This window comes from Sphingomonas morindae (assembly GCF_023822065.1).
Classification (GTDB): domain Bacteria; phylum Pseudomonadota; class Alphaproteobacteria; order Sphingomonadales; family Sphingomonadaceae; genus Solisphingomonas; species Solisphingomonas morindae.
The window spans coordinates 3,042,986-3,060,763 of sequence record NZ_CP084930.1 but is presented as its reverse complement, the minus strand read 5'-3'; the positions used below and the strand labels follow the sequence as shown (position 1 = coordinate 3,060,763).

Below are 17,778 nucleotides of genomic sequence, written 5' to 3'. Positions count from 1 at the left end.
TCCTCGCTTGCCGTCATCGTTCGAACACCCGGTCGCGCCACGGCTCGCGGGCCTGCCAGCCCGCGCGCTCCAGTTCCGGCCGGGTCTGTTCCTCCACCGGATAGCCGAGGCAGAGCAACCCGATCAGTTGCCACTCCGGCGGCACTTCGAGCAGCGCCGCCACCGCCTCGGGGCGCAGGATCGATACCCAGCCCAGGCCGATGCCGCGCGCCCGCGCCGCCAGCCAAAGGCCGTGGACGGCGAGCACGGTGGAGTAGCGCAGCGCCTCGCGCATGGTGGCGATCCCCAGGCCATGGCCGGCGGCCGGCGCCTCGTCGCTGAACATGGCGATCAGCTCGGGCGCGGCGTCCAGCCCGTGCAGCTTGAGCGCCCGGTGCCGGGCCCGCCGCGCGGCGTCGCGCTGGGCGGCGGCGGCGCGTTCGGTCTCGGCCTCGACATGCGCGCGCAGCGCGGCGCGGGCGGCGGCGGAGCGGACGCGCACGATCCGCCAGGGCTGCGCATTGCCCACCGACGGCGCGTGCGCGGTGGTGGCGAGCAACGCCTCCATCACCGCCGGATCGATCGGATCCGTGCGGAAGCGGCGCACGTCGCGCCGCCAGCGCAGCAGCCGGTCCAGCGCCGCGATCAGATCGGCCTCGCCGGCGGGGGGCGCCTCCGTCGTCATGCCAGGGAGAGGTCGGCGCCGCGCCGCATCAGATAGATGTCCATGATCCAGCCTCGCTCGGCGCGCAGCGCGGCTCGGCGCGCGCGGATCTCGGGACCGAGCCGGTCAAGCGGCCCAGCGAGCAGGCTTTCCTCGGCCAGACCCAGATAGGCGCCCCACCAGATCGTCACCGGACGCGCGCGCACGGTCTCGAAGGCGCAATCGCCGTCGAGCATCACAGCGAGACTGTCGACGCCGTCCGGCCAGCCTTCCGCGCGCAACCGGCGGCCGGTGGTGATCAGCACCGGCCCCGCCAGCGGGTTGAGCGGAATGGCATGAGCGGCGGTGAGAAGCTGGAGGCTGCTGATCCCCGGCACCACGCGCACGCGCAGCGCCAGGCCCGCCGCGGCCGTCCGCGCTGCGATGCGCAGGCTGCTGTCGTACAGCGCGGGATCGCCCCAGATCAGCAGCGCCGCGCGGCCGCCCGCGGGCAGCCCTTCGGCGAGATGCGTGCGCCACAGCCCGGCGATCGCCGCATGCCAGGCCGCCACCTCGGCGAGATAGGCGCCGTCCGGATCGCGGCGGGGCAGATCGAATTCGACAATGCGCGCCCCCGCCCGCAGAAGCCGGGCGCACAGCGCGCGGCGCAGCGCGGCCAGCGCCGGCGCCTCGGCCTTGCGCGGCACCAGCACCAGATCGGCGGCGGCCAGCGCCCGTTCGGCGGCGCGGGTGAGGTGATCGGGATGGCCGCTGCCCATTCCGATCAGCGCCAGCTCGATCATGCCGCCTCCGCCGCGACGAGATGGAAGAAGCTGCCGCTCACCCGGCCGCGCCGCGATCCGGTTTCCGCGACCGGCGCGCCATCGGCGTCGCACACCGCCGCGAGGGGCGGATCGGGCTGGGCAAGGATGGAGGAATAATGGAATTCATGGCCGCGCAGCGCCGATCCCTCCGGCAGCCGGCCGAGCGGCGCGCCGAGCCGCGCGAGGCGGTAGCCCAGGTGCAGGCGCCGCGCCGCATAGCTCGTCTCGAGCCCGAGCAGCCCGGCCATGGCGTGGCGGCCGCCTTCGGCATCCACCAGCCCCGCGCCCAGCACCATATAGCCGCCGCACTCGCCATGCACCGCGCCGCGCTCGGCGTGGCGCGTCAGCCCAGCCTTGAAGCGCAGCGCCGCCGCCAGCGCGCCGGCGTGCAGCTCGGGATAGCCGCCGGGCAGCCAGACCATGTCGGCCGCGGCGTCGGGCGGCTCGTCGGCAAGCGGCGAGAAGGGCAGGATCTCGGCTCCCGCCGCCCGCCAGCCGGCCAGGATATGCGGATAGGCGAAGGAGAAGGCCCGGTCCCAGGCGAGCGCGATGCGCTGGCCGGGTGGCGGGCAGGCGCGCGCCGGCGCCGTAGGCGGCGCGGCGGGGCCGGTCGCCCCGGCCGCCCGGCGCACCGCCGCGAGATCGACATGCGCGGCGAGAAAGGCGGCATGATCGGCGATGCACGCCTCCAGCGCGGGATGCTCCGCCGCCTGCACCAGACCGAGATGCCGCTCGGGCAGGCTCAGCCCCGCGCGGCGCGGCAGCGCGCCGAACACGGGCAGACCGGCGCGCTCCAGCCCGGCGCGCGCCAGCCGGCCATGCCGCTCGCTGGCGACGCGGTTGAGGATCACCCCCGCCACCCGCACGCCGGGATCGAACGCCGCGAAGCCGAGCGCGGTGGCGCCGGCCGATTGCGCCTGCCCCGCCAGATCGAGCACCAGCAGCACTGGCCAGCCGAGCCGCCGCGCGAGATCCGCGCTCGCCCCGGTGCCGGCGGCGCCCGGCCGCGCGACCCCATCGAACAGCCCCATCGATCCTTCGGCGAGGACGAGATCGGCATCTTCGCCCGCGCCCGCCAGCCCATCCAGCAGCGCTCCCGGCATCGCCCAGCTGTCGAGCGTGAAGGCGGGCCGCCCCGTCGCCGCCTGGTGGAAGATGGGATCAATATAGTCGGGTCCGCTCTTGAAGGGCTGGACGCGCAGCCCCTGGTCGCGAAAGGCGCGCGCCAGCCCGAGCATCACGCTCGTCTTGCCGCTGCGCGAGGCGGGCGCGCCGATCAGCAGACCCGGCGTCATCGCGGCCCCGCCGCGTGGCGGAAGCGGCGCGGATAGTCGGCGGCGTAGAGCCGGCTCTCGTCGAAGTCGCCGGGCGCCAGCACCGTGCCCACAAGGATCAGCGCGGTCCGTTCCGGCCGGTCCCGCCCGGCCGCCGCCGCGACCAGCTCGCCGAGCGGCGCACGCACCAGCTGCTCATCCGGCCAGCTCGCCCGCCACACGATCGCGGCCGGGCAATCGGCGCCGCGCAGCGGCACCAGCTCCGCCACCAGGGCTTCGAGCGCATGGATGGAGAGGTGGATCGCCAGCGTCGCCCCGGTGGCGGCGAAGGCGGCGAGCCGCTCATTGTCCGCCATCGCGCTGGCGCGCCCGGGCGTGCGGGTGAGCACCAGCGACTGGGCACGGCCGGGCAGCGTCAGCTCGGCCTCGAGCGCGGCGGCGGCGGCGGCGAAGGCCGGCACGCCGGGCGTGACGGTGTAGGCGATGCCGAGCGCCCGCAGCCGGCGCAGCTGCTCGCCCATGGCGGACCAGATCGAGAGATCGCCCGAGTGCAGCCGCGCCACGTCCAGCCCGGCGGCGTCGGCGGCGCGCATCTCGGCGATGATGGCGTCGAGCGACAGCGGCGCGGTATCGACGAGCCGGGCGCCGGCCGGACAATGGCCGAGGATCTCCGCCGGCACCAGCGAGCCCGCATAGAGGCAGACCGGGGCGGCGGCGATGCGGTCGCGCGCGCGGAGCGTCAGCAGATCGGGCGCGCCGGGCCCGGCGCCGATGAAGTGGACGGTCATGCGCGATCTCCTTGGGCCAGCGCGCAGGTGGCGCGGCGATCGGGGGAAATAAGGCGCGGCACGATCAGCCGCGCGCCCGGCCCGGCGGCGGCCAGCGCGGCCGCCTCCGCGACGCTGCCGACGCCACGCGCCGCCTGGCATGCGGCGGACCAGCTCGGCGTGGCGATCGCGCGCAGCGCGGCAGCCGGCACCGCCACCACCGCCACGCCCAGCATCGCCGCCACGGGCGCGAGCGCCTCCGCCCGATCCGCCGGCACGGCGAGCCGATCCGGCCGCACGCCTCCGCCCAGCGCGCGGGCGCCCGCCAGCGCCGCCGCGAGCGCCCGCGCGTCGATGGCGCCCGTCCAGCCAAGGCCCGCCACGATCACAGCAGGCCGCTCCATTGCACGATCGGGTAGCGCGGCTTCCATCCGCGCCGGCCGCCCAGCGGCGCCGCCTCGGCGAGGTCGATGCGCAGCAACCGGCCGCCGCGCGCCGCATGCCAGGCGGTCAGCAGCGCCTCCGTCTCCAGCGTCACGGCATTGGCGACGAGTCGCGTGCACGGCCGGCACCGCGCGACCAGCGCCGCGAGCAGCGCATCGGTCAGCCCGCCGCCGACGAACACCGCGTCGGGCACCGGCGCCTCGGCGAGGCAGGCGGGCGCGACGCCGGTGACGAGCTGCAGCCGGTCCACCCCTAAGCGCGCGGCGGTGTCGGCGGCGCGCGCCGCGCGGGCGGGATCGGCCTCGAAGCCGATCGCCTCGGTCGAGGGATGGGCGAGCAGCCATTCGATCGCCACCGATCCCGAACCCGCGCCGATATCCCATAGCCGCTCCCCCGCGCGCGGCGCGAGCGCCGCCAGCGTCAGCGCGCGGACCGGCGCCTTGGTGAGCTGGCCGTCCTGCGCGAACCAGCCATCTTCGCGGCCCGTCACCAGCGGCAGCGTCGACCCCGCCCCCGCCACCGCCACGCCGAGCGCGACGGGATGGGCGCAATCGCTCCACTCCAGCGCGGCGGCGGCGGCATGGCCATGGCGGATACGTTCGCGCGGGCCGCCCAGCGCCTCGAGCGCGTGGAGTAGGCTGTCGCCGAACCCCTGCGCCGCGAGATAGGCCGCCACAGCCGGAACCGCCGCGCCATCGCGCAGCAGCAGCAACAGGTGCCGTCCGGGCGCGAGCAGCGGCCGCAGCCGGGTCAGCGGCGCGGCATGGAGGCCGAGACATTCGGTCGTCTCCAGCGGCCAGCCCAGCCGGGCGGCGGCCAGCGCGAAGCTGGACGGGCCGGGATGCGCGATCCATTCGCCCGGATCGAGCATGCGGACGACGCGCGATCCGGCGCCGAACCAGAAGGGATCGCCCGAGGCGAGCATCGCCACCCGCCGGCCCCGCCGCGCGCGGAGCAGCGCCAGGCCATCGGCGAAGGGCACCGGCCAGGCGAGGCGCTCGCCCGCCGCCACGGGGCCGAGCAGCGCGAGATGGCGCGGCGCGCCGATCACCGTTTCGGCCGCCGCCAGCGCCGCGCGGCTTGCGGCGGACAGGCCATCCGGTCCATCCTCGCCGATACCGATGATCGTCAGCCAGGGATCCGCCTCAGCCATGCCGCGCTGCCTCGTGCTGGGCGGCACCGGCGAAGCCAGCGCGCTCGCCGCCGCGCTCGCCGCGCGCGGCATCGCGGCGGTGCTGAGCTATGCCGGCCGCACCGCCGCGCCGCGCGCCCAGCCGGTGCCGGTGCGGATCGGCGGCTTCGGCGGCGCGGACGGGCTCGCGGCCTATCTCCGCGCCGAGCGCATCAGCCATGTGGTGGACGCCACCCATGCCTTCGCCGCGCAGATCAGCGCGCATGCCGTCACGGCGGCGGCGGCGGCCGGCGTGCCGCTGCTCGCGCTCACCCGCCCCGCCTGGCGGCCGCAGCCGGGGGATCGCTGGCGCGCGGTCGCCGATATCGCCGCCGCGGTGGCGGCGCTGGCGGGCGCGCAACGCCGCGTGATGCTGGCGCTCGGCCGCATGCATGTCGCCGCCTTCGCCGCCCAGCCCCAGCATTTTTACCTGCTGCGCTTCATCGAGCCCGCGCCGCTGCCGCCGCCGCTGCCCGATCACACCCTCTTGGTGGCGCGCGGCCCCTTCACCGCCGAAAGCGAGGCGGCGCTGATGCGCGCCCACGGCATCGATCTGGTCGTCGCCAAGAACGCCGGCGGCGACGGCGCCATCGCCAAGCTCGAGGCGGCGCGCGCGCTCGGCCTGCCGGTGCTGATGATCGACCGCCCCGTCCTGCCGCCGCGCGCGGAGGTGGAGACGGTGGCGGCGGTGCTGCGCTGGCTCGATCATGCGGCCGACCGCGGCGTGTAGAGCAGCGCGCCACGCGGGCGCGGCACGAGCCGGGTGCGGCTGCTGCCGATCAGCACCAGCGTCCGCATGTCGGCCATCGCGCCCCGGGCTTCTGCCAGAGCCACGATCTCGAGCCGCTCCTCGGCGCTGTAGAGCGCGCGCGCGAACAGCACCGGCCGCGCGCCGCCGACCGCGCCGCGCAGCAGATCGAACGCCCGGTCGAGCGTGTCCGGCCGCGCGCGCGAGCGCGGATTGTAGAGCGCGATCGCGAAATCCGCCTCGGCCGCCAGCGCCAGCCGCCGCGCCAGCAGCGGCCAGGGCTTGAGATTGTCGGACAGATTGATCGCGCAGAAATCATGGCCCAGCGGCGCGCCCGCGCGCGCGCTGGCGGCGAGCATGGCGGTGATTCCGGGCAGGATGCGCAGATCCAGCGCCGCCCATTCCGGTGGTCCGGTCTCGATCGCCTCGCACACCGCGGCGGCCATGGCGAACACGCCGGGATCGCCCGAGCAGACCAGCACCGCGCGCGCGCCCGCCGCCGCCAGCGCCAAGCCGTGGCGGGCGCGCGCCAGCTCCTCGCGATTGTCGCTGGGGTGGATAGCGAGCCCGGGCCGCGCCGCCACCCGCGCGACATAGGGGCCATAGCCGAGCAGATCGCTCGCCTCGGCAAGCGTCTCCCGCACCTCCGGCGTGATCAGCGCCGCATCGCCCGGGCCGAGCCCAGCCACCGCCAGCCAGCCGCTCATGGCCGCCGCCCCTGGCCATGGATGAGCGCGATCGAGAAATAGGGCGCGCGCGCCGCCGCCTCGGCGATCGGCACGATGCGCTCGCCCGCCATCGCGGCATATTCCACCAGATAGGCCGCGCGTTCGCGCCCGGCGGCGGCGATCGCGCGGCGCAGCTTGGGCAGATGCCGGCCGATCTTCATCACCACCAGCGCGTCGGTATCGCGGATGCGGCGAGTAAGCTCGGGCTCGGGCAGCGTCGCCATCGCGACGGTCAGCACATCGTCGCCCCAGGTGATCGGCGTGCCGGTCGCGGTCCAGGCGCCCGACATGCCGGTGATGCCGGGCACCACCCGCACCGCCGCGCGCGGCGCCAGCCGGGTATAGAGATGCATGAAGGAGCCGTAGAAAAAGGGATCGCCCTCGCACAGCACCACCACCTCCTCGCCCGCCGCCGCGAGCGCGGCGAGATGATCGGCATGGCAGGCGTAGAAGGCGGCGAGGCGCGCGCGATAATCGGGATGGTCGGGCGGCAGCTCGGTGGTGAGCGGATAGTCCATCGCATGCTCCACCGCATCCGCGCGGAGCAGCCCCTCGACGATGCGCCGCGCATGGCCGGGGCGGCCGCGCTTTCGGAAAAAGGCGATGTGGCGCGTGGCGCGCACCAGCCGATCGGCCCGCACGCTCATCAGGTCGGGCGCGCCGGGGCCGAGGCCGACGCCATGGATCGTGCCCGCGCTCATTCGGCGCGGCTCGCGAGCGCGTTGAGCGCGGCGGCGGCGATCGCGCTGCCGCCCAGCCGCCCTTCCACGATCGCGCAGGGCACCGGCGCGGCCGCCCACAAGGCCGCCTTGGATTCCGCCGCGCCGACGAACCCCACCGGGCACCCGAGGATCGCCGCCGGACGCGGGCAGTCCGGCGCCTCCAGCATCTCGAGCAGCTGGAAGAGCGCGGTCGGCGCATTGCCGATCGCCACCACCGCGCCTTCGAGATGGGGCCGCCACAGCGTCACCGCCGCCGCCGAGCGGGTGGTGCCGAGCCGCGCCGCCAGCGCCGCCAGGCCCGGCGCGTCGAGCAGGCAGAGGGCGGCATTGTCCGCCGGCAGCCGGGCGCGGGTGATGCCCTCGCGCACCATGCGCGCGTCGCACAGGATCGGCGCGCCCGCCGCCAGCGCATCGCGCGCCGCCCGCGCGAAACCGGGCGAGAAGCGGATGTGCGGCGCCAGCGCCACCATGCCGGCGGCGTGGATCATTCGCACCGCCACCGGCTCCTCCTCGGCGTCGAACCGGGCCAGCGCCGCCTCGGCGCGGATGATGGCGAAGCTCTGGCGGTAGATGGCGGCGCCATCGATTTCATAGTGGTGCGGCACGTGCGGCTCCGAAGGCGGCGATCAGCGCGGCGGCATCGAGGCCGCGACGCGCGGGGGGATCGCCGGCGCGCGCGGCGCGGGCGAGATCGAAGGCACCGGCGCGGCCGGTGAGCATGATGTCCGCCGGCGCCGGCCGCGCGCAGCCCTTGGCGCAGCCCGAAACATGGAGGCTGCCCGGCACAAGCGGCGCCAGTGCCTCGGCCAGCGCGCGGGTGGCGACGCTCGCCTGCGGACAGGCGGGCGCGCCGACACAGGCATCCACCGCCCGCGCCGCCGCGCTGTCGGCCGCCGGATCGGCCGTCGCGCCCTCCAGAAGCAGCGCGCGCCAGGGGGTGACCCGCACCGCCCGCGCGCCGCGCGCGATGATCAGCGCCGCGAGATCGCGCGCCGCGATCCGCCCGAAGGCGAGCGCGTGCACCGCGCCGAGGCGGTGCGCGCCGGGCGTGAGCGGCGGCCGGGGGGGCGCCGGCCGGAGCGTGCCGGTCGCCCAGCGCGGCAGCGGCGCGGCGTGACGCGCCATCCGCCCCGCCGCCGCGCCGCCACTGGCGAGAAACCACGCGATCAGGGCGGCGACCGCATCGGGCGCCTCGTCCTCGCCGATCGCCACGCCCGTCGCGCGCCCGTCCGCGCGCAGCATCAAGCCGCCGTCCGCCGCGCGCTCGAGGCGGAGATCGGCGGGCGTGTCGGCCAGGATCGGCCCGCGCCCGGCATCGATGGCGAGGCTGAACTTGGCGGGCAGCGGCGGCAGCGCGGCGAGCCGGGGCCGCAGCGCCCGCGCCAGCCTGTGGCTGCGATCGCCGCGCCGCCAATCGGGCGCGACCATCAGCGCCGGACCGGCGGGCGCGCAGTCGAGCGCGGCGAGCGTCGCCGCGAGCGACGGCCAGCCCGACGCGCCGATGCCGCGCAGCTGCAGCCCGGCCCGGTTGGTGCAGTCGATCGCGCCGCTGCCATGATGCGCGGCGGCGGCGCACAGCGCCAGCGCGGCGGCGCGATCGAGCCGGCCGAGCGGCGGTCGCGCCCGGGCGAGCAGCCCGTCGCCCGCCGCCATCGGCCGCGCGGCATCGGGGCACCAGCCATGGATGATCGGCGCCGTCATGCCGGATCCGCCAGCGCGGCGACGAGGGCGTTGCTCCGGCTCCGCCACAGGCCGGCGGCATGGAGCGCGGCGAAGCGCGCCTCGAGCGCGGCCAGCGCCTCGGGATTGGCGGAGGCCATGAACGCGCGCACCGCGGGCGTGCCGAGCGTCGCCGCATAGTAGAGGTCGAACAGCTCGGGCGGGACGCAGGCGGCGAGATGCGCATAGGCGCCGAGATGATCGAGCACGGCCGCCAGCTCGGCGGCGCCGCGAAAGCCGTGGCGCATCATGCCCGCGATCCAGCCCGGATGCGCCGCGCGCGTGCGGACGATGCGCGCCAGCTCCTCGGCCAGGCTTCGCGCGCGCGGCCGGGCGGGATCGCGGCTGTCGAGATGGTAGAGCGGCGCCGCGCGCCCCAGCAGGCGCTGCGCGGCGGCGAAGCCGGCCTGGTGCGCGGCATGATCCATGCCGGCCAGGCTGTCGCTCTCGGGCAGATCATGGACATGGAGAAAGGCCTGCGTCGCCGCCACGCGCCGCGCCAGGCCGGCGGGATCGGCGCGGTCGCCCGCGTCGAGCGCGGTGGCCGAGGCGGCGAGCCACGCTTTCCCCGCCGCCTCGCGCGCGTCCGCGTCATAGCGGGTGGCGAGCGCGCCCAGATCCACGCCGTAGCGCCCGGGCGCCGGCCCGAAGACGCGCGGTTCCACGGTGGCGCCGGCGAAGGGATTCTGGTCGGTCGGCTCGTCGCGCGCGGCGAGCAGGCGGGTGGCCTGGCCGAACAGCGCGCAGAGCCCCGGAAAGGCATCGCGGAACAGGCCCGAGACGCGCAACGTCACGTCGATCCGCGGCCGGTCGAGCATCGCCAGCGGGAGGATCTCGATCCCGGTCACCCGCGCCGAACCATGATCCCAGATCGGCGCTACCCCGAGCAGGTGGAGCGCCATGGCGAAATCCTCCCCCGCGGTGCGCATCGTCGCCGAACCCCAGAGATCGACCAGCACGGCGCGCGGATAGTCGCCCTCGTCCTGCAGATGCCGGCGCAGCAGCTCGTCCGCGAGCGCCACGCCCTGATCATGCGCATCGCGCGAGGGCAGCGCGCGCGGATCGAGGCTGTAGAGATTGCGCCCGGTGGGCAGCACATCGGCGCGTCCGCGATGGGGCGATCCCGCCGGGCCGGGCGCCACGCGCCGGCCCGACAGGCCGGCGGCCAGCCCGGCGCGCTCGGCCTCGCCCTGCGGCCCGCGCCCGAACAGATGCAGCCCGTCCGGAAACTGGCTGTCCTTCATGTCGCAGACAAAGGCGTCGATCCGCGCCAGCGCCGCGTCGGGCGTGGAAGAGGCGCCGAGCCGCAGCAGCGCGCCGAGACCGAGCGCCTCCGCCTCCTCGACAATGGCGGTGGCGAGCCGGGCGCGGCGCGGCGGATCCAGCCCGTCCGCCCCGCCATATTCGTCCAGCAGCGTTTCGAGCCGGCCGGTGCCGACCCCGCCGCCGCTCGTCGCCAGCGGCGGCGGGGCGTGACCGATCGTCACCGCCCCCAGCCTCCGCTTGGCCTGGGCCGCCTCGCCGGGATCGTTGACGATGAAGGGATAGAGGATCGGCAGCGCCCCGGCGAGCGCGTCCGGCCAGCAGGCGCCCGAGAGCGCCACCGCCTTGCCCGGCAGCCATTCGAGCGTGCCATGCGCGCCGAGATGGATCAGCGCGTCCGGCGCGCGCGTGCGCAGCCACAGATAGAAGGCGATATAGGCGTGGCGCGGGCAGCGGCCGAGATCGTGATAGGAGTCGCTCCGTCCCTCCGGCGTCGCGCGCTCGGGCTGGAGCGCGATCAGCGCGGCGCCCGCCTCGATCGCGGCGAAGTGGAAGGCGCCGCCCGCCACCGCCGCGTCCGCCTCGGGCGGCCCCCAGGCCGCCGCGACCGCCTCGACCAAAGCCGCCGGCAACGTGGCGAGCGCCGCGCGATAGGCATGGAGCGGCCAGGCGATCCGCGCCGCGGCGAGCCGCGCCGCGATGTCCGCCGCATCGCTGGCGGGAACTGCCATGCCCTCCGCCCGCCAGTCGGCGAGCAGCGCCGCCGCCGAGCCCAGCGCGTCCAGCCCCACCGCATGCGCGATCTGGTCCGGTCGGCCCGGATAGGTGGAGAGGATCAGCGCCACCCGCCGCGCCGCCGGCGTCACGCCGCGCAGCCGCGCCCAGGCGGCCGCGCGATCGGCGATCGCCGCCACCCGCTCCGGCTCGGGGGCGTGGCGTGGCGGCGCCTGCTCCGGCCCGGCGGCGCCCGCCGCCGCCTGCTTGAAGCTCGCCACGCCGGCGAAGAGCCGCCCGTCCAGTTCGGGCAGCACCACATGCATGGCGAGATCGGCCGGCGACAGGCCGCGCGGCGCCGCCGCCCAGGCCGCGCGATCCGACGTCGCCAGGGCGATCTGGAGCACCGGCGCATCGCTGCCGTCGAGCGGGGTCGCGCCATCGTCACCGCGCGCCGAGAAGGCGGTGAGATTGAGGATCACGTCCGGCGCGAGGGCCTCCGCCCAGCGCGCAAGCCAGGCCGACGCCGCCTCGGCCTTGAGCGAGGGCAGGAACAGCGCCAGCACCGCGAAACCGCGCGCCGCCAGCGCGGCGTGGAGCGCCGCCACCGGCGCGACATCCTCCGCCACCAGATAGGCGCGATAGAAGAGCAGCAGCGCGCGCGGGCGTGGTGCAGTGAGCGCGAAGGCGGCGGGGCAATCGGCGGCGCCGTCGGGCCGCCATCCGCCCACTGGCGGGATCGGCCTGTCCGCGTGCGTTGCCGGAGCGAAGGCCGGCAGCGCGAGCCCGCCCGCCTCCGCCAGCAGCGCGAGGGCGGCGCGCGCCGATGCGGCCCCGCCCGTCTCGCAGCAGCGCCGCAGCCGCGCGACCTGCGCGGGGGAGAGGGTGGAGCAGGCCTCGAGCGCGGCATCGGTGCGCCCGTCGCCGGCCAGCACCGCCAGCGCGATGCCCCGCGCGCGCGCCAGCCGGACGATTTCGTCCAGGCCATAGCGCCAATAGGCCCGCCCTCCGATCAGCCGCACCAGAATCGCGCGCGCGGTGCCCAGCGTCTCCTCGACATAGGTGTCCACCGACAGCGGATGGCCGAGCAGCGCGAGCGGGGCGAGGCTGAGCCGGGGCAGCGGCGCCTCGCCCGCCGCTTCGGCGAGCGCGCGCCAGCCCGCCGCGAAACCCGCCAGCTCGCTGTCCGAAAAGGAGAGGATGGCGAGATCGGCCGGGCCATGGCCGAGCGCGCGCGGCGCCGCGCCCGTCTCGAGCCCATGGCTCTCGCGGAAGACGAGATGCATCAGCCGGCCAGCGCCGCGCGCACCGCCTCGGGCTCGAGCCGCCCGCGCTCGGCGATCACCACCAGCCGCGTCTCGCGCGGCTCGTCGGGGCGCCAGCGCCGATCATAACCGGTGCGCACCCGCGTGCCGACCGCCTGCACCAGGAGCCGCATCGGCTTGCCGAGCACCGCCGCATGGCCCTTGACGCGCAGCACGTCGTGCGCGGCGGCGAGCGTCGCGATCCGCGCCGCCAGCCCGTCCGCGCTGTCCACCACATCGAGGTGGACGACGAGGCTCTCGAAATCGTCATGCTCGTGATCCTCGGCGCCGTCATGATGCGACGGGCGCTGGGCGAGATCATCCTCGGCAGCCGCTCCGAGCCCGAGCACCAGCGCCGGATCGATCGCCCCCTCGACCAGCTCGATCACGGGCAGCGGCCGTGGCGCTTCGGCGGCGATCACCGCGCGCGCCGCCGCCACCCCGGCCGGACCGGCGAGATCGGGCTTGGTGAGCAGCACCAGATCGGCGCAGGCGAGCTGATCGCCGAACAGCTCCTCGAGCGGAGTCTCATGGTCGATCCCGGCATCGGCCGCGCGCTGCGCCGCCACCGCCGCGGGATCGGGCGCGAACCGGCCCGCCGCTACCGCCTCGCCATCGGCCAGCGCCAGCACGCCGTCGACCGTCACGCGCGAGCGGATCGCCGGCCAGTCGAACGCCTTGAGCAGCGGCTTGGGCAGCGCCAGGCCCGAAGTCTCGATCAGGATATGGTCGGGGCGCGGCGAGAGCGCGAGCAGCGCCTCCATGGTCGGCACGAAATCGTCCGCGACGGTGCAGCAGATGCAGCCATTGGCCAGCTCGACGATCCGGTCGGCCGGGCAATCGGGCACGGCGCAGCCCTGGAGAATGTCGCCATCCACGCCCAGGCTGCCGAATTCGTTGACGATCACCGCCAGGCGGCGGCCCGAGCTGCGGCGCAGCAGCGCCGCGATCAGCGTCGTCTTGCCCGCCCCGAGAAAGCCGGTGACGATGGTGACGGGAATTTTGGCGAGATCGGTCATGCAGGCTCCGCATCGCGCCGACGAGGCACGACCGGGGGCATGAGGTCGGCACGCGACGACGGGCGGGCGCGATAGAGCACCCGTGCCGCGCACCGATGCGGCCCCGGCCGCATGGCTTCGTCGCTCAGACGGAGAACCGTGCCGTGACCATCCCCTGGATCAAGGCAAGAGCGACCGGTGCGCTGGCAGGTCTCCTGGCTCGCGGGTCAAAGCTTGCGGTCCGGCCTTCCCGGGCCGTGCCGAAGCACCGCCCAGTGGCCGCCCCCTGGATCAACCGGGGGCCAGGCCCGCTCGCTCGCCGCTTACAGTTGCAGGGACAGCCGCGGATTTGGGCGCCCAAGCGCCCGCACCGCATTCCCTTTCAAGCCCTTCCGGGCACCGGCGCGATCGTCGGGGCGTGGCGTGGCCATGCCCCGACGCCGCTCTTAGCCGCTTGGCCGCAGGCTGGCAATCAGGCCGGGACGGGCGCCGCCTCGGGGATGAGCCGGTCGTGACGCAGCGCGTCCCACAAGGCGCCGGGGATCGGCGCCGCCATCAGCCGCGCATTGTCCCGCACCTTGTCCGCGCGCTTGGCGCCGGGGATGATCGCCGCGACCACCGGATGGGCGGCGCAGAATTGCAGCGCCGCCGCGCGGATATCGACGCCATGCGCCGCGCACAGCGCGGCGATCCGGTCGCGCCGGGCGATCATCTCGGCGGGCGCGTCCTGATATTCATAGGTGCGGCCGCCCGCGAGCAGACCCGAATTATAGGGGCCGCCGACCACGACATGCACGCCGCGTTCGGCGCAGAAGGGAAAGAGGCGATCGAGCGCGGGCTGGTTGAGCAGGCTGTAGCGGCCGGCGAGCAGAAACACGTCCGGATCGGCGCGTTCGAGCGCGCGGATACAGGGTTCGACGCGGTTCACGCCCAGCCCCCAGCCCTTGATGACGCCCTGCTCGCGCAGCGCCGCGAGCGCGCGGAAGCCGCCCTCCACCGCCGTGTCGAACGCCTCTTCCCAGGCGTCGCCGAGATGGTCTTCGGCGAGATCGTGGACATAGGCGATATCGATGCTGGCGAGGCCGAGCCGCTGCAGGCTGTCCTCGATCGAACGCATCACGCCGTCATAGCTATAGTCCACCTCCACGCGGAAGGGCAGGCCATCGACAAAGGGCGGGTTGTCGGGCCGCGCCGGATCGGGCCGCAGCAGCCGGCCGACCTTGGTGGAGAGCACGAACTCGTCCCGCGGGCGATCGCGCAGCGCGGCGCCGAAGCGATGTTCGGAGAGGCCGCTGCCATAATGGGGCGCGGTATCGAAATAGCGGACCCCGCTCTCCCACGCCGCGTCGATCGCGGCGGCGGCGTTGGCCTCGTCGACCGGCTCGAACATGTTGCCGAGCGGCGCGCCGCCGAAACCGAGCGGACCGGGAGGGGCGAAATGGGCCATGGCGATGTCCTTCGTGCGGCGCTGATCCCCCGCACAACCCGGCGCCGCCCCGCCCCGTTCCCGCCCCTCGCCCGCGCGGCGACGGAGCGTGCGCTCAGCCCGCCGGCACCAGCCGCCGCAGCGCGCCGAGCGCGGTGACGACTTCGGTCGAGGCATTGGCATAGGGCGTGCCGTTGCCGAGCGCCGCCTCCGCCTCGGCGAAGCGTCCGGCGTTGATCAGCGCCGCCACCGCGCCCGCCTCGCGATGGAAGGCGCGATGCCTGTCTCGCGCCTGGCGGAAGGCGGGGCTGGCGCCGAAGCGCTGCGCGCCCTCGCCATAGAGCCATCGGCCGATCAGGCAGCAATCGTCGCGGCCGATCACCGCCGCGTCGAGCCGCTCCTTGCGGTAGATGGCGGTGCGGAACCGCACCTTCCACTGCGAATGGCTGTGCGCCACCTCTTCGAAATCCATCTGCGCCTCCGCTCTTCGGGCGCAGCATCGCCGCCAAAGCCTGTCGATCGCGTAACGTGCGCTATCCGGAGCATTACCTGCACGGCCGGTGGCGGCCGGCGAACCCCGCACCGGCCCCGGCCGTTATGCCCGGTGCAGCAGGAGAACCGGGATGCGCGTCGAAACGGTTGTAATCACAGGAGCTTCGGCCGGAGTGGGCCGCGCGGTGGCGCGCCGCTTCGCCCGCGACAAGGCACGGATCGCGCTGATCGCACGCGGCCGGGACGGGCTTGAGGCGACCGCGCGCGAGATCGAGGCCGCCGGCGGCGTGGCGCTGGTGCTGCCCTGCGACGTGGCGGACGGCGCGGCGGTGGAGGCGGCGGCGGCGCGCGCCGAGGCCGAGCTCGGCCCGATCGACATCTGGATCAACGTCGCCTTCGCCGGCATCCTCGCGCCCTTCACGGATATCGATCCGGCCGATTATGCTCGCGCCACCGATGTCACCTATATGGGCCAGGTCCATGGCGTGCGCGCGGCGCTGAAGCACATGTTGCCGCGCGATCGCGGCCATATCGTGCTCACCGGATCGGCGCTCGCCTATCGCGGGATCCCGCTGCAGACCGCCTATTGCGCCGCCAAGCACGCGATCCAGGGCTTCCAGGATTCGCTGCGCGCCGAGCTGTTTCACGCCAAGAGCCGCGTCCATGTCGCCATGGTCCAGCTGCCCGGCGTCAACACGCCGCAATTCGACTGGATCAAGACGGACATGCCGCGCCGGCCGCGCCCCGCTAGCCCGCCCTACCAGCCGGAAATCGCCGCCGAGGCGATCCATTATGCCGCGCATCACCGCCGCAAGCAGATCCTGGTGGGGGCGCCCACGGTGATGGCGATCTGGGGCGATCGGCTCGCCTCCTCGCTGCTCGATCGCTATCTGGGCGCCACCGGCATCGCCGGCCAGCAGGACAAGGCGCGCGTGGTGCCCGATCGGCAGGACAATCTCTGGCGGCCGGTGCCGGGCGATCATGGCGCGCATGGCCGGTTCGATCGCGAGGCGCGGCGGCACAGCCCGCAGCTCTGGCTCACCACCCATCGCGGCGTCGCGGCGACAGCGGCGGCGGCGCTGGCCGGGGCCGGGCTGGCGCTGCTCGCGCGGCGGCGGTCGGCCGCATGAGCGGCGATCTGCCGACGATCGAGACGGACATCCCCGCAAGGCTCGACCGGCTGCCCTGGAGCCGCTTCCATCTGCTGGTGATCGTCGCGCTCGGCGTCACCTGGGTGCTGGACGGGCTCGAGGTGACGATCGTCGGTGCGATCGGGCCGCTGCTGCAACGGCCCGAAACGCTCGGCCTCGGCACCGCGCAGGTCGGGCTGATGGCGTCGCTCTACGTGGCCGGCGCGGTGATCGGCGCGCTCGGCTTTGGCTGGCTGACCGATCGCGTCGGCCGCCGCCCCGTCTTCTACGCGACGCTGCTCCTGTACCTGGCCGGGGTGCTGGCCAGCGCCTGCGCCTGGGGGCCGGCGAGCTTCGGCCTGTTCCGGCTCGTCACCGGGCTCGGCATCGGCGGCGAATATGCCGCGATCAATTCCGCGATCGACGAGCTGATCCCGGCGCGGCTGCGCGGGCGGATCGATCTGCTGGTCAATGGCAGCTTCTGGCTCGGCGCGGCGCTGGGCGCGGCGGCCACGCCGCTGCTGCTCGATCCCACGCGCCTCCCGCTCGATCTCGGCTGGCGGCTGGGCTTCGGCATTGGCGGCGCGCTCGGCCTGTCGATCCTCGTTCTGCGGCGCTATGTGCCCGAAAGCCCGCGCTGGCTGCTCACCCATGGCCGCGCCGACGAGGCCGAGACGATCGTCGCCGGCATCGAACGCCGCGTCGCCCAAGCCACCGGCCAGCCGCTCGCCCGCGCCGAGGGCCGGCTGCGGGTGCGGCCGCGCCGCCGCTTCGGCTTCCGCCCGATCTTCGCCGCCATGTTGGGCACCCACCGCGCGCGCAGCCTGCTCGCGCTGGTGCTGATGATCGCGCAGGCCTTTCTGTTCAACGCGGTTTTCTTCACCTATGGGCTGGTGCTGACCCGCTTCTACGGCATCGCGGACCAGCGCATCGGCCTCTATCTGCTGCCGCTCGCGCTCGGCAATTTCCTCGGCCCGCTGCTGCTCGGCCCGTTCTTCGATCGGATCGGCCGGCGCCGCATGATCGCGGGCACCTTCCTCGTCTCGGCGCTGCTGCTCGCCGCCACCGCCGCGCTGTTCGCCACCGGCGCGCTGTCCGCGATCAGCCAGACGGCGGCGTGGATCGCGATCTTCTTCTTCGCCTCGGCGGCGGCCAGCTCGGCCTATCTGACCGCGAGCGAGATCTTCCCGCTCGAGACGCGGGCGCTGGCGATCGCCGTCTTCTACGCGCTCGGCACGCTGATCGGTGGCAGCACCGCGCCCTGGCTGTTCGGCCGGCTGATCGCGACCGGCGCGGCGACCCCGCTGGCGTTGGGCTATGGCGGCGCGGCGCTGCTGCTGCTCGTCGCCGCCTTCACCGAATGGCGGCTGGGCATCGATGCCGAGAACAAGGCGCTGGAGGATATCGCCGCGCCGCTGTCGGCGGCGTGAGG

The 17,778-nt window shown here is 75.0% G+C and carries 17 protein-coding genes and 1 riboswitch; of the genes, 3 read left to right on the top strand and 14 right to left on the bottom strand.

Annotated features, from left to right (window positions below; genetic code table 11):
- Positions 1-13 precede the first annotated feature (13 nt).
- The 6 genes from bluB to cbiE are packed head-to-tail and all read right to left on the bottom strand — an operon-like array spanning position 14 to position 5,084.
- Positions 14-664 (bottom strand): 5,6-dimethylbenzimidazole synthase, encoded by a 651-nt coding sequence (bluB, locus tag LHA26_RS14875; protein ID WP_252166361.1) that lies wholly within the window; start codon positions 662-664, stop codon positions 14-16.
- A complete protein-coding gene (gene cobF, locus LHA26_RS14870) occupies positions 661-1,425 on the bottom strand; it encodes a precorrin-6A synthase (deacetylating) (RefSeq protein WP_252166360.1) in 765 nt (254 codons plus the stop codon). Before cobF ends, bluB begins: the two co-directional genes overlap by 4 nt.
- Positions 1,422-2,741 (bottom strand): cobyrinic acid a,c-diamide synthase CobB, encoded by a 1,320-nt coding sequence (locus LHA26_RS14865; RefSeq protein WP_252166359.1) that lies wholly within the window; start codon positions 2,739-2,741, stop codon positions 1,422-1,424. Before LHA26_RS14865 ends, cobF begins: the two co-directional genes overlap by 4 nt.
- Positions 2,738-3,508: a precorrin-4 C(11)-methyltransferase gene (gene cobM / locus LHA26_RS14860; RefSeq protein WP_252166358.1), complete on the bottom strand. Its 771-nt coding sequence runs from the start codon at positions 3,506-3,508 to the stop codon at positions 2,738-2,740. The genes LHA26_RS14865 and cobM overlap by 4 nt, the downstream gene beginning before the upstream one ends.
- Positions 3,505-3,876, bottom strand: coding sequence for a cobalamin biosynthesis protein (locus LHA26_RS14855; protein WP_252166357.1), 372 nt, complete (start codon positions 3,874-3,876; stop codon positions 3,505-3,507). The genes cobM and LHA26_RS14855 overlap by 4 nt, the downstream gene beginning before the upstream one ends.
- A complete protein-coding gene (gene cbiE / locus LHA26_RS14850; RefSeq protein WP_252166356.1) occupies positions 3,873-5,084 on the bottom strand; it encodes a precorrin-6y C5,15-methyltransferase (decarboxylating) subunit CbiE in 1,212 nt (403 codons plus the stop codon). Before cbiE ends, LHA26_RS14855 begins: the two co-directional genes overlap by 4 nt.
- Between cbiE and LHA26_RS14845 the strand changes: the two genes are divergently transcribed.
- Complete coding sequence (locus LHA26_RS14845; RefSeq protein WP_252166355.1) at positions 5,083-5,832, top strand: cobalt-precorrin-6A reductase; 750 nt, start codon at positions 5,083-5,085, stop codon at positions 5,830-5,832. The two genes, cbiE and LHA26_RS14845, sit on opposite strands and share 2 nt — an antisense overlap.
- Here the strand turns inward: LHA26_RS14845 and cobJ are convergent.
- The 8 genes from cobJ to LHA26_RS14805 all read right to left on the bottom strand — a co-directional run bounded on the left by cobJ (position 5,808) and on the right by LHA26_RS14805 (position 15,196).
- Positions 5,808-6,557 carry a precorrin-3B C(17)-methyltransferase gene (gene cobJ, locus LHA26_RS14840; RefSeq protein WP_252166354.1) on the bottom strand — a complete coding sequence of 250 codons (750 nt, stop codon included), beginning with the start codon at positions 6,555-6,557 and terminating at the stop codon, positions 5,808-5,810. The genes LHA26_RS14845 and cobJ overlap by 25 nt on opposite strands.
- Positions 6,554-7,279 carry a precorrin-2 C(20)-methyltransferase gene (gene cobI / locus LHA26_RS14835; protein WP_252166353.1) on the bottom strand — a complete coding sequence of 242 codons (726 nt, stop codon included), beginning with the start codon at positions 7,277-7,279 and terminating at the stop codon, positions 6,554-6,556. The genes cobJ and cobI overlap by 4 nt, the downstream gene beginning before the upstream one ends.
- Positions 7,276-7,905, bottom strand: coding sequence for a precorrin-8X methylmutase (locus LHA26_RS14830; protein WP_252166352.1), 630 nt, complete (start codon positions 7,903-7,905; stop codon positions 7,276-7,278). The genes cobI and LHA26_RS14830 overlap by 4 nt, the downstream gene beginning before the upstream one ends.
- Complete coding sequence (locus LHA26_RS14825) at positions 7,889-9,001, bottom strand: ferredoxin-like domain-containing protein (RefSeq protein ID WP_252166351.1); 1,113 nt, start codon at positions 8,999-9,001, stop codon at positions 7,889-7,891. Before LHA26_RS14825 ends, LHA26_RS14830 begins: the two co-directional genes overlap by 17 nt.
- Positions 8,998-12,282, bottom strand: a complete 3,285-nt coding sequence (cobN, locus tag LHA26_RS14820) for a cobaltochelatase subunit CobN (RefSeq protein ID WP_252166350.1) — start codon at positions 12,280-12,282, stop codon at positions 8,998-9,000. Before cobN ends, LHA26_RS14825 begins: the two co-directional genes overlap by 4 nt.
- On the bottom strand, positions 12,282-13,319 hold the full coding sequence (gene cobW, locus LHA26_RS14815; RefSeq protein WP_252166349.1) for a cobalamin biosynthesis protein CobW: 1,038 nt from the start codon (positions 13,317-13,319) through the stop codon (positions 12,282-12,284). Before cobW ends, cobN begins: the two co-directional genes overlap by 1 nt.
- Positions 13,320-13,486: 167 nt before the next feature.
- A riboswitch (cobalamin riboswitch) is annotated at positions 13,487-13,717 on the bottom strand.
- Between the two features lie 53 nt (positions 13,718-13,770).
- Positions 13,771-14,745, bottom strand: a complete 975-nt coding sequence (locus LHA26_RS14810) for an aldo/keto reductase (RefSeq protein ID WP_252166348.1) — start codon at positions 14,743-14,745, stop codon at positions 13,771-13,773.
- Positions 14,746-14,839: 94 nt separating this feature from the next.
- On the bottom strand, positions 14,840-15,196 hold the full coding sequence (locus LHA26_RS14805; RefSeq protein WP_252166347.1) for a CZB domain-containing protein: 357 nt from the start codon (positions 15,194-15,196) through the stop codon (positions 14,840-14,842).
- A gap of 151 nt (positions 15,197-15,347) precedes the next feature.
- Between LHA26_RS14805 and LHA26_RS14800 the strand changes: the two genes are divergently transcribed.
- Together LHA26_RS14800 and LHA26_RS14795 are read left to right on the top strand one after the other, a co-directional pair.
- A complete protein-coding gene (locus tag LHA26_RS14800; protein ID WP_252166346.1) occupies positions 15,348-16,346 on the top strand; it encodes an SDR family oxidoreductase in 999 nt (332 codons plus the stop codon).
- Positions 16,343-17,776, top strand: coding sequence for an MFS transporter (locus LHA26_RS14795; protein ID WP_252166345.1), 1,434 nt, complete (start codon positions 16,343-16,345; stop codon positions 17,774-17,776). Before LHA26_RS14800 ends, LHA26_RS14795 begins: the two co-directional genes overlap by 4 nt.
- Positions 17,777-17,778 lie beyond the last annotated feature (2 nt).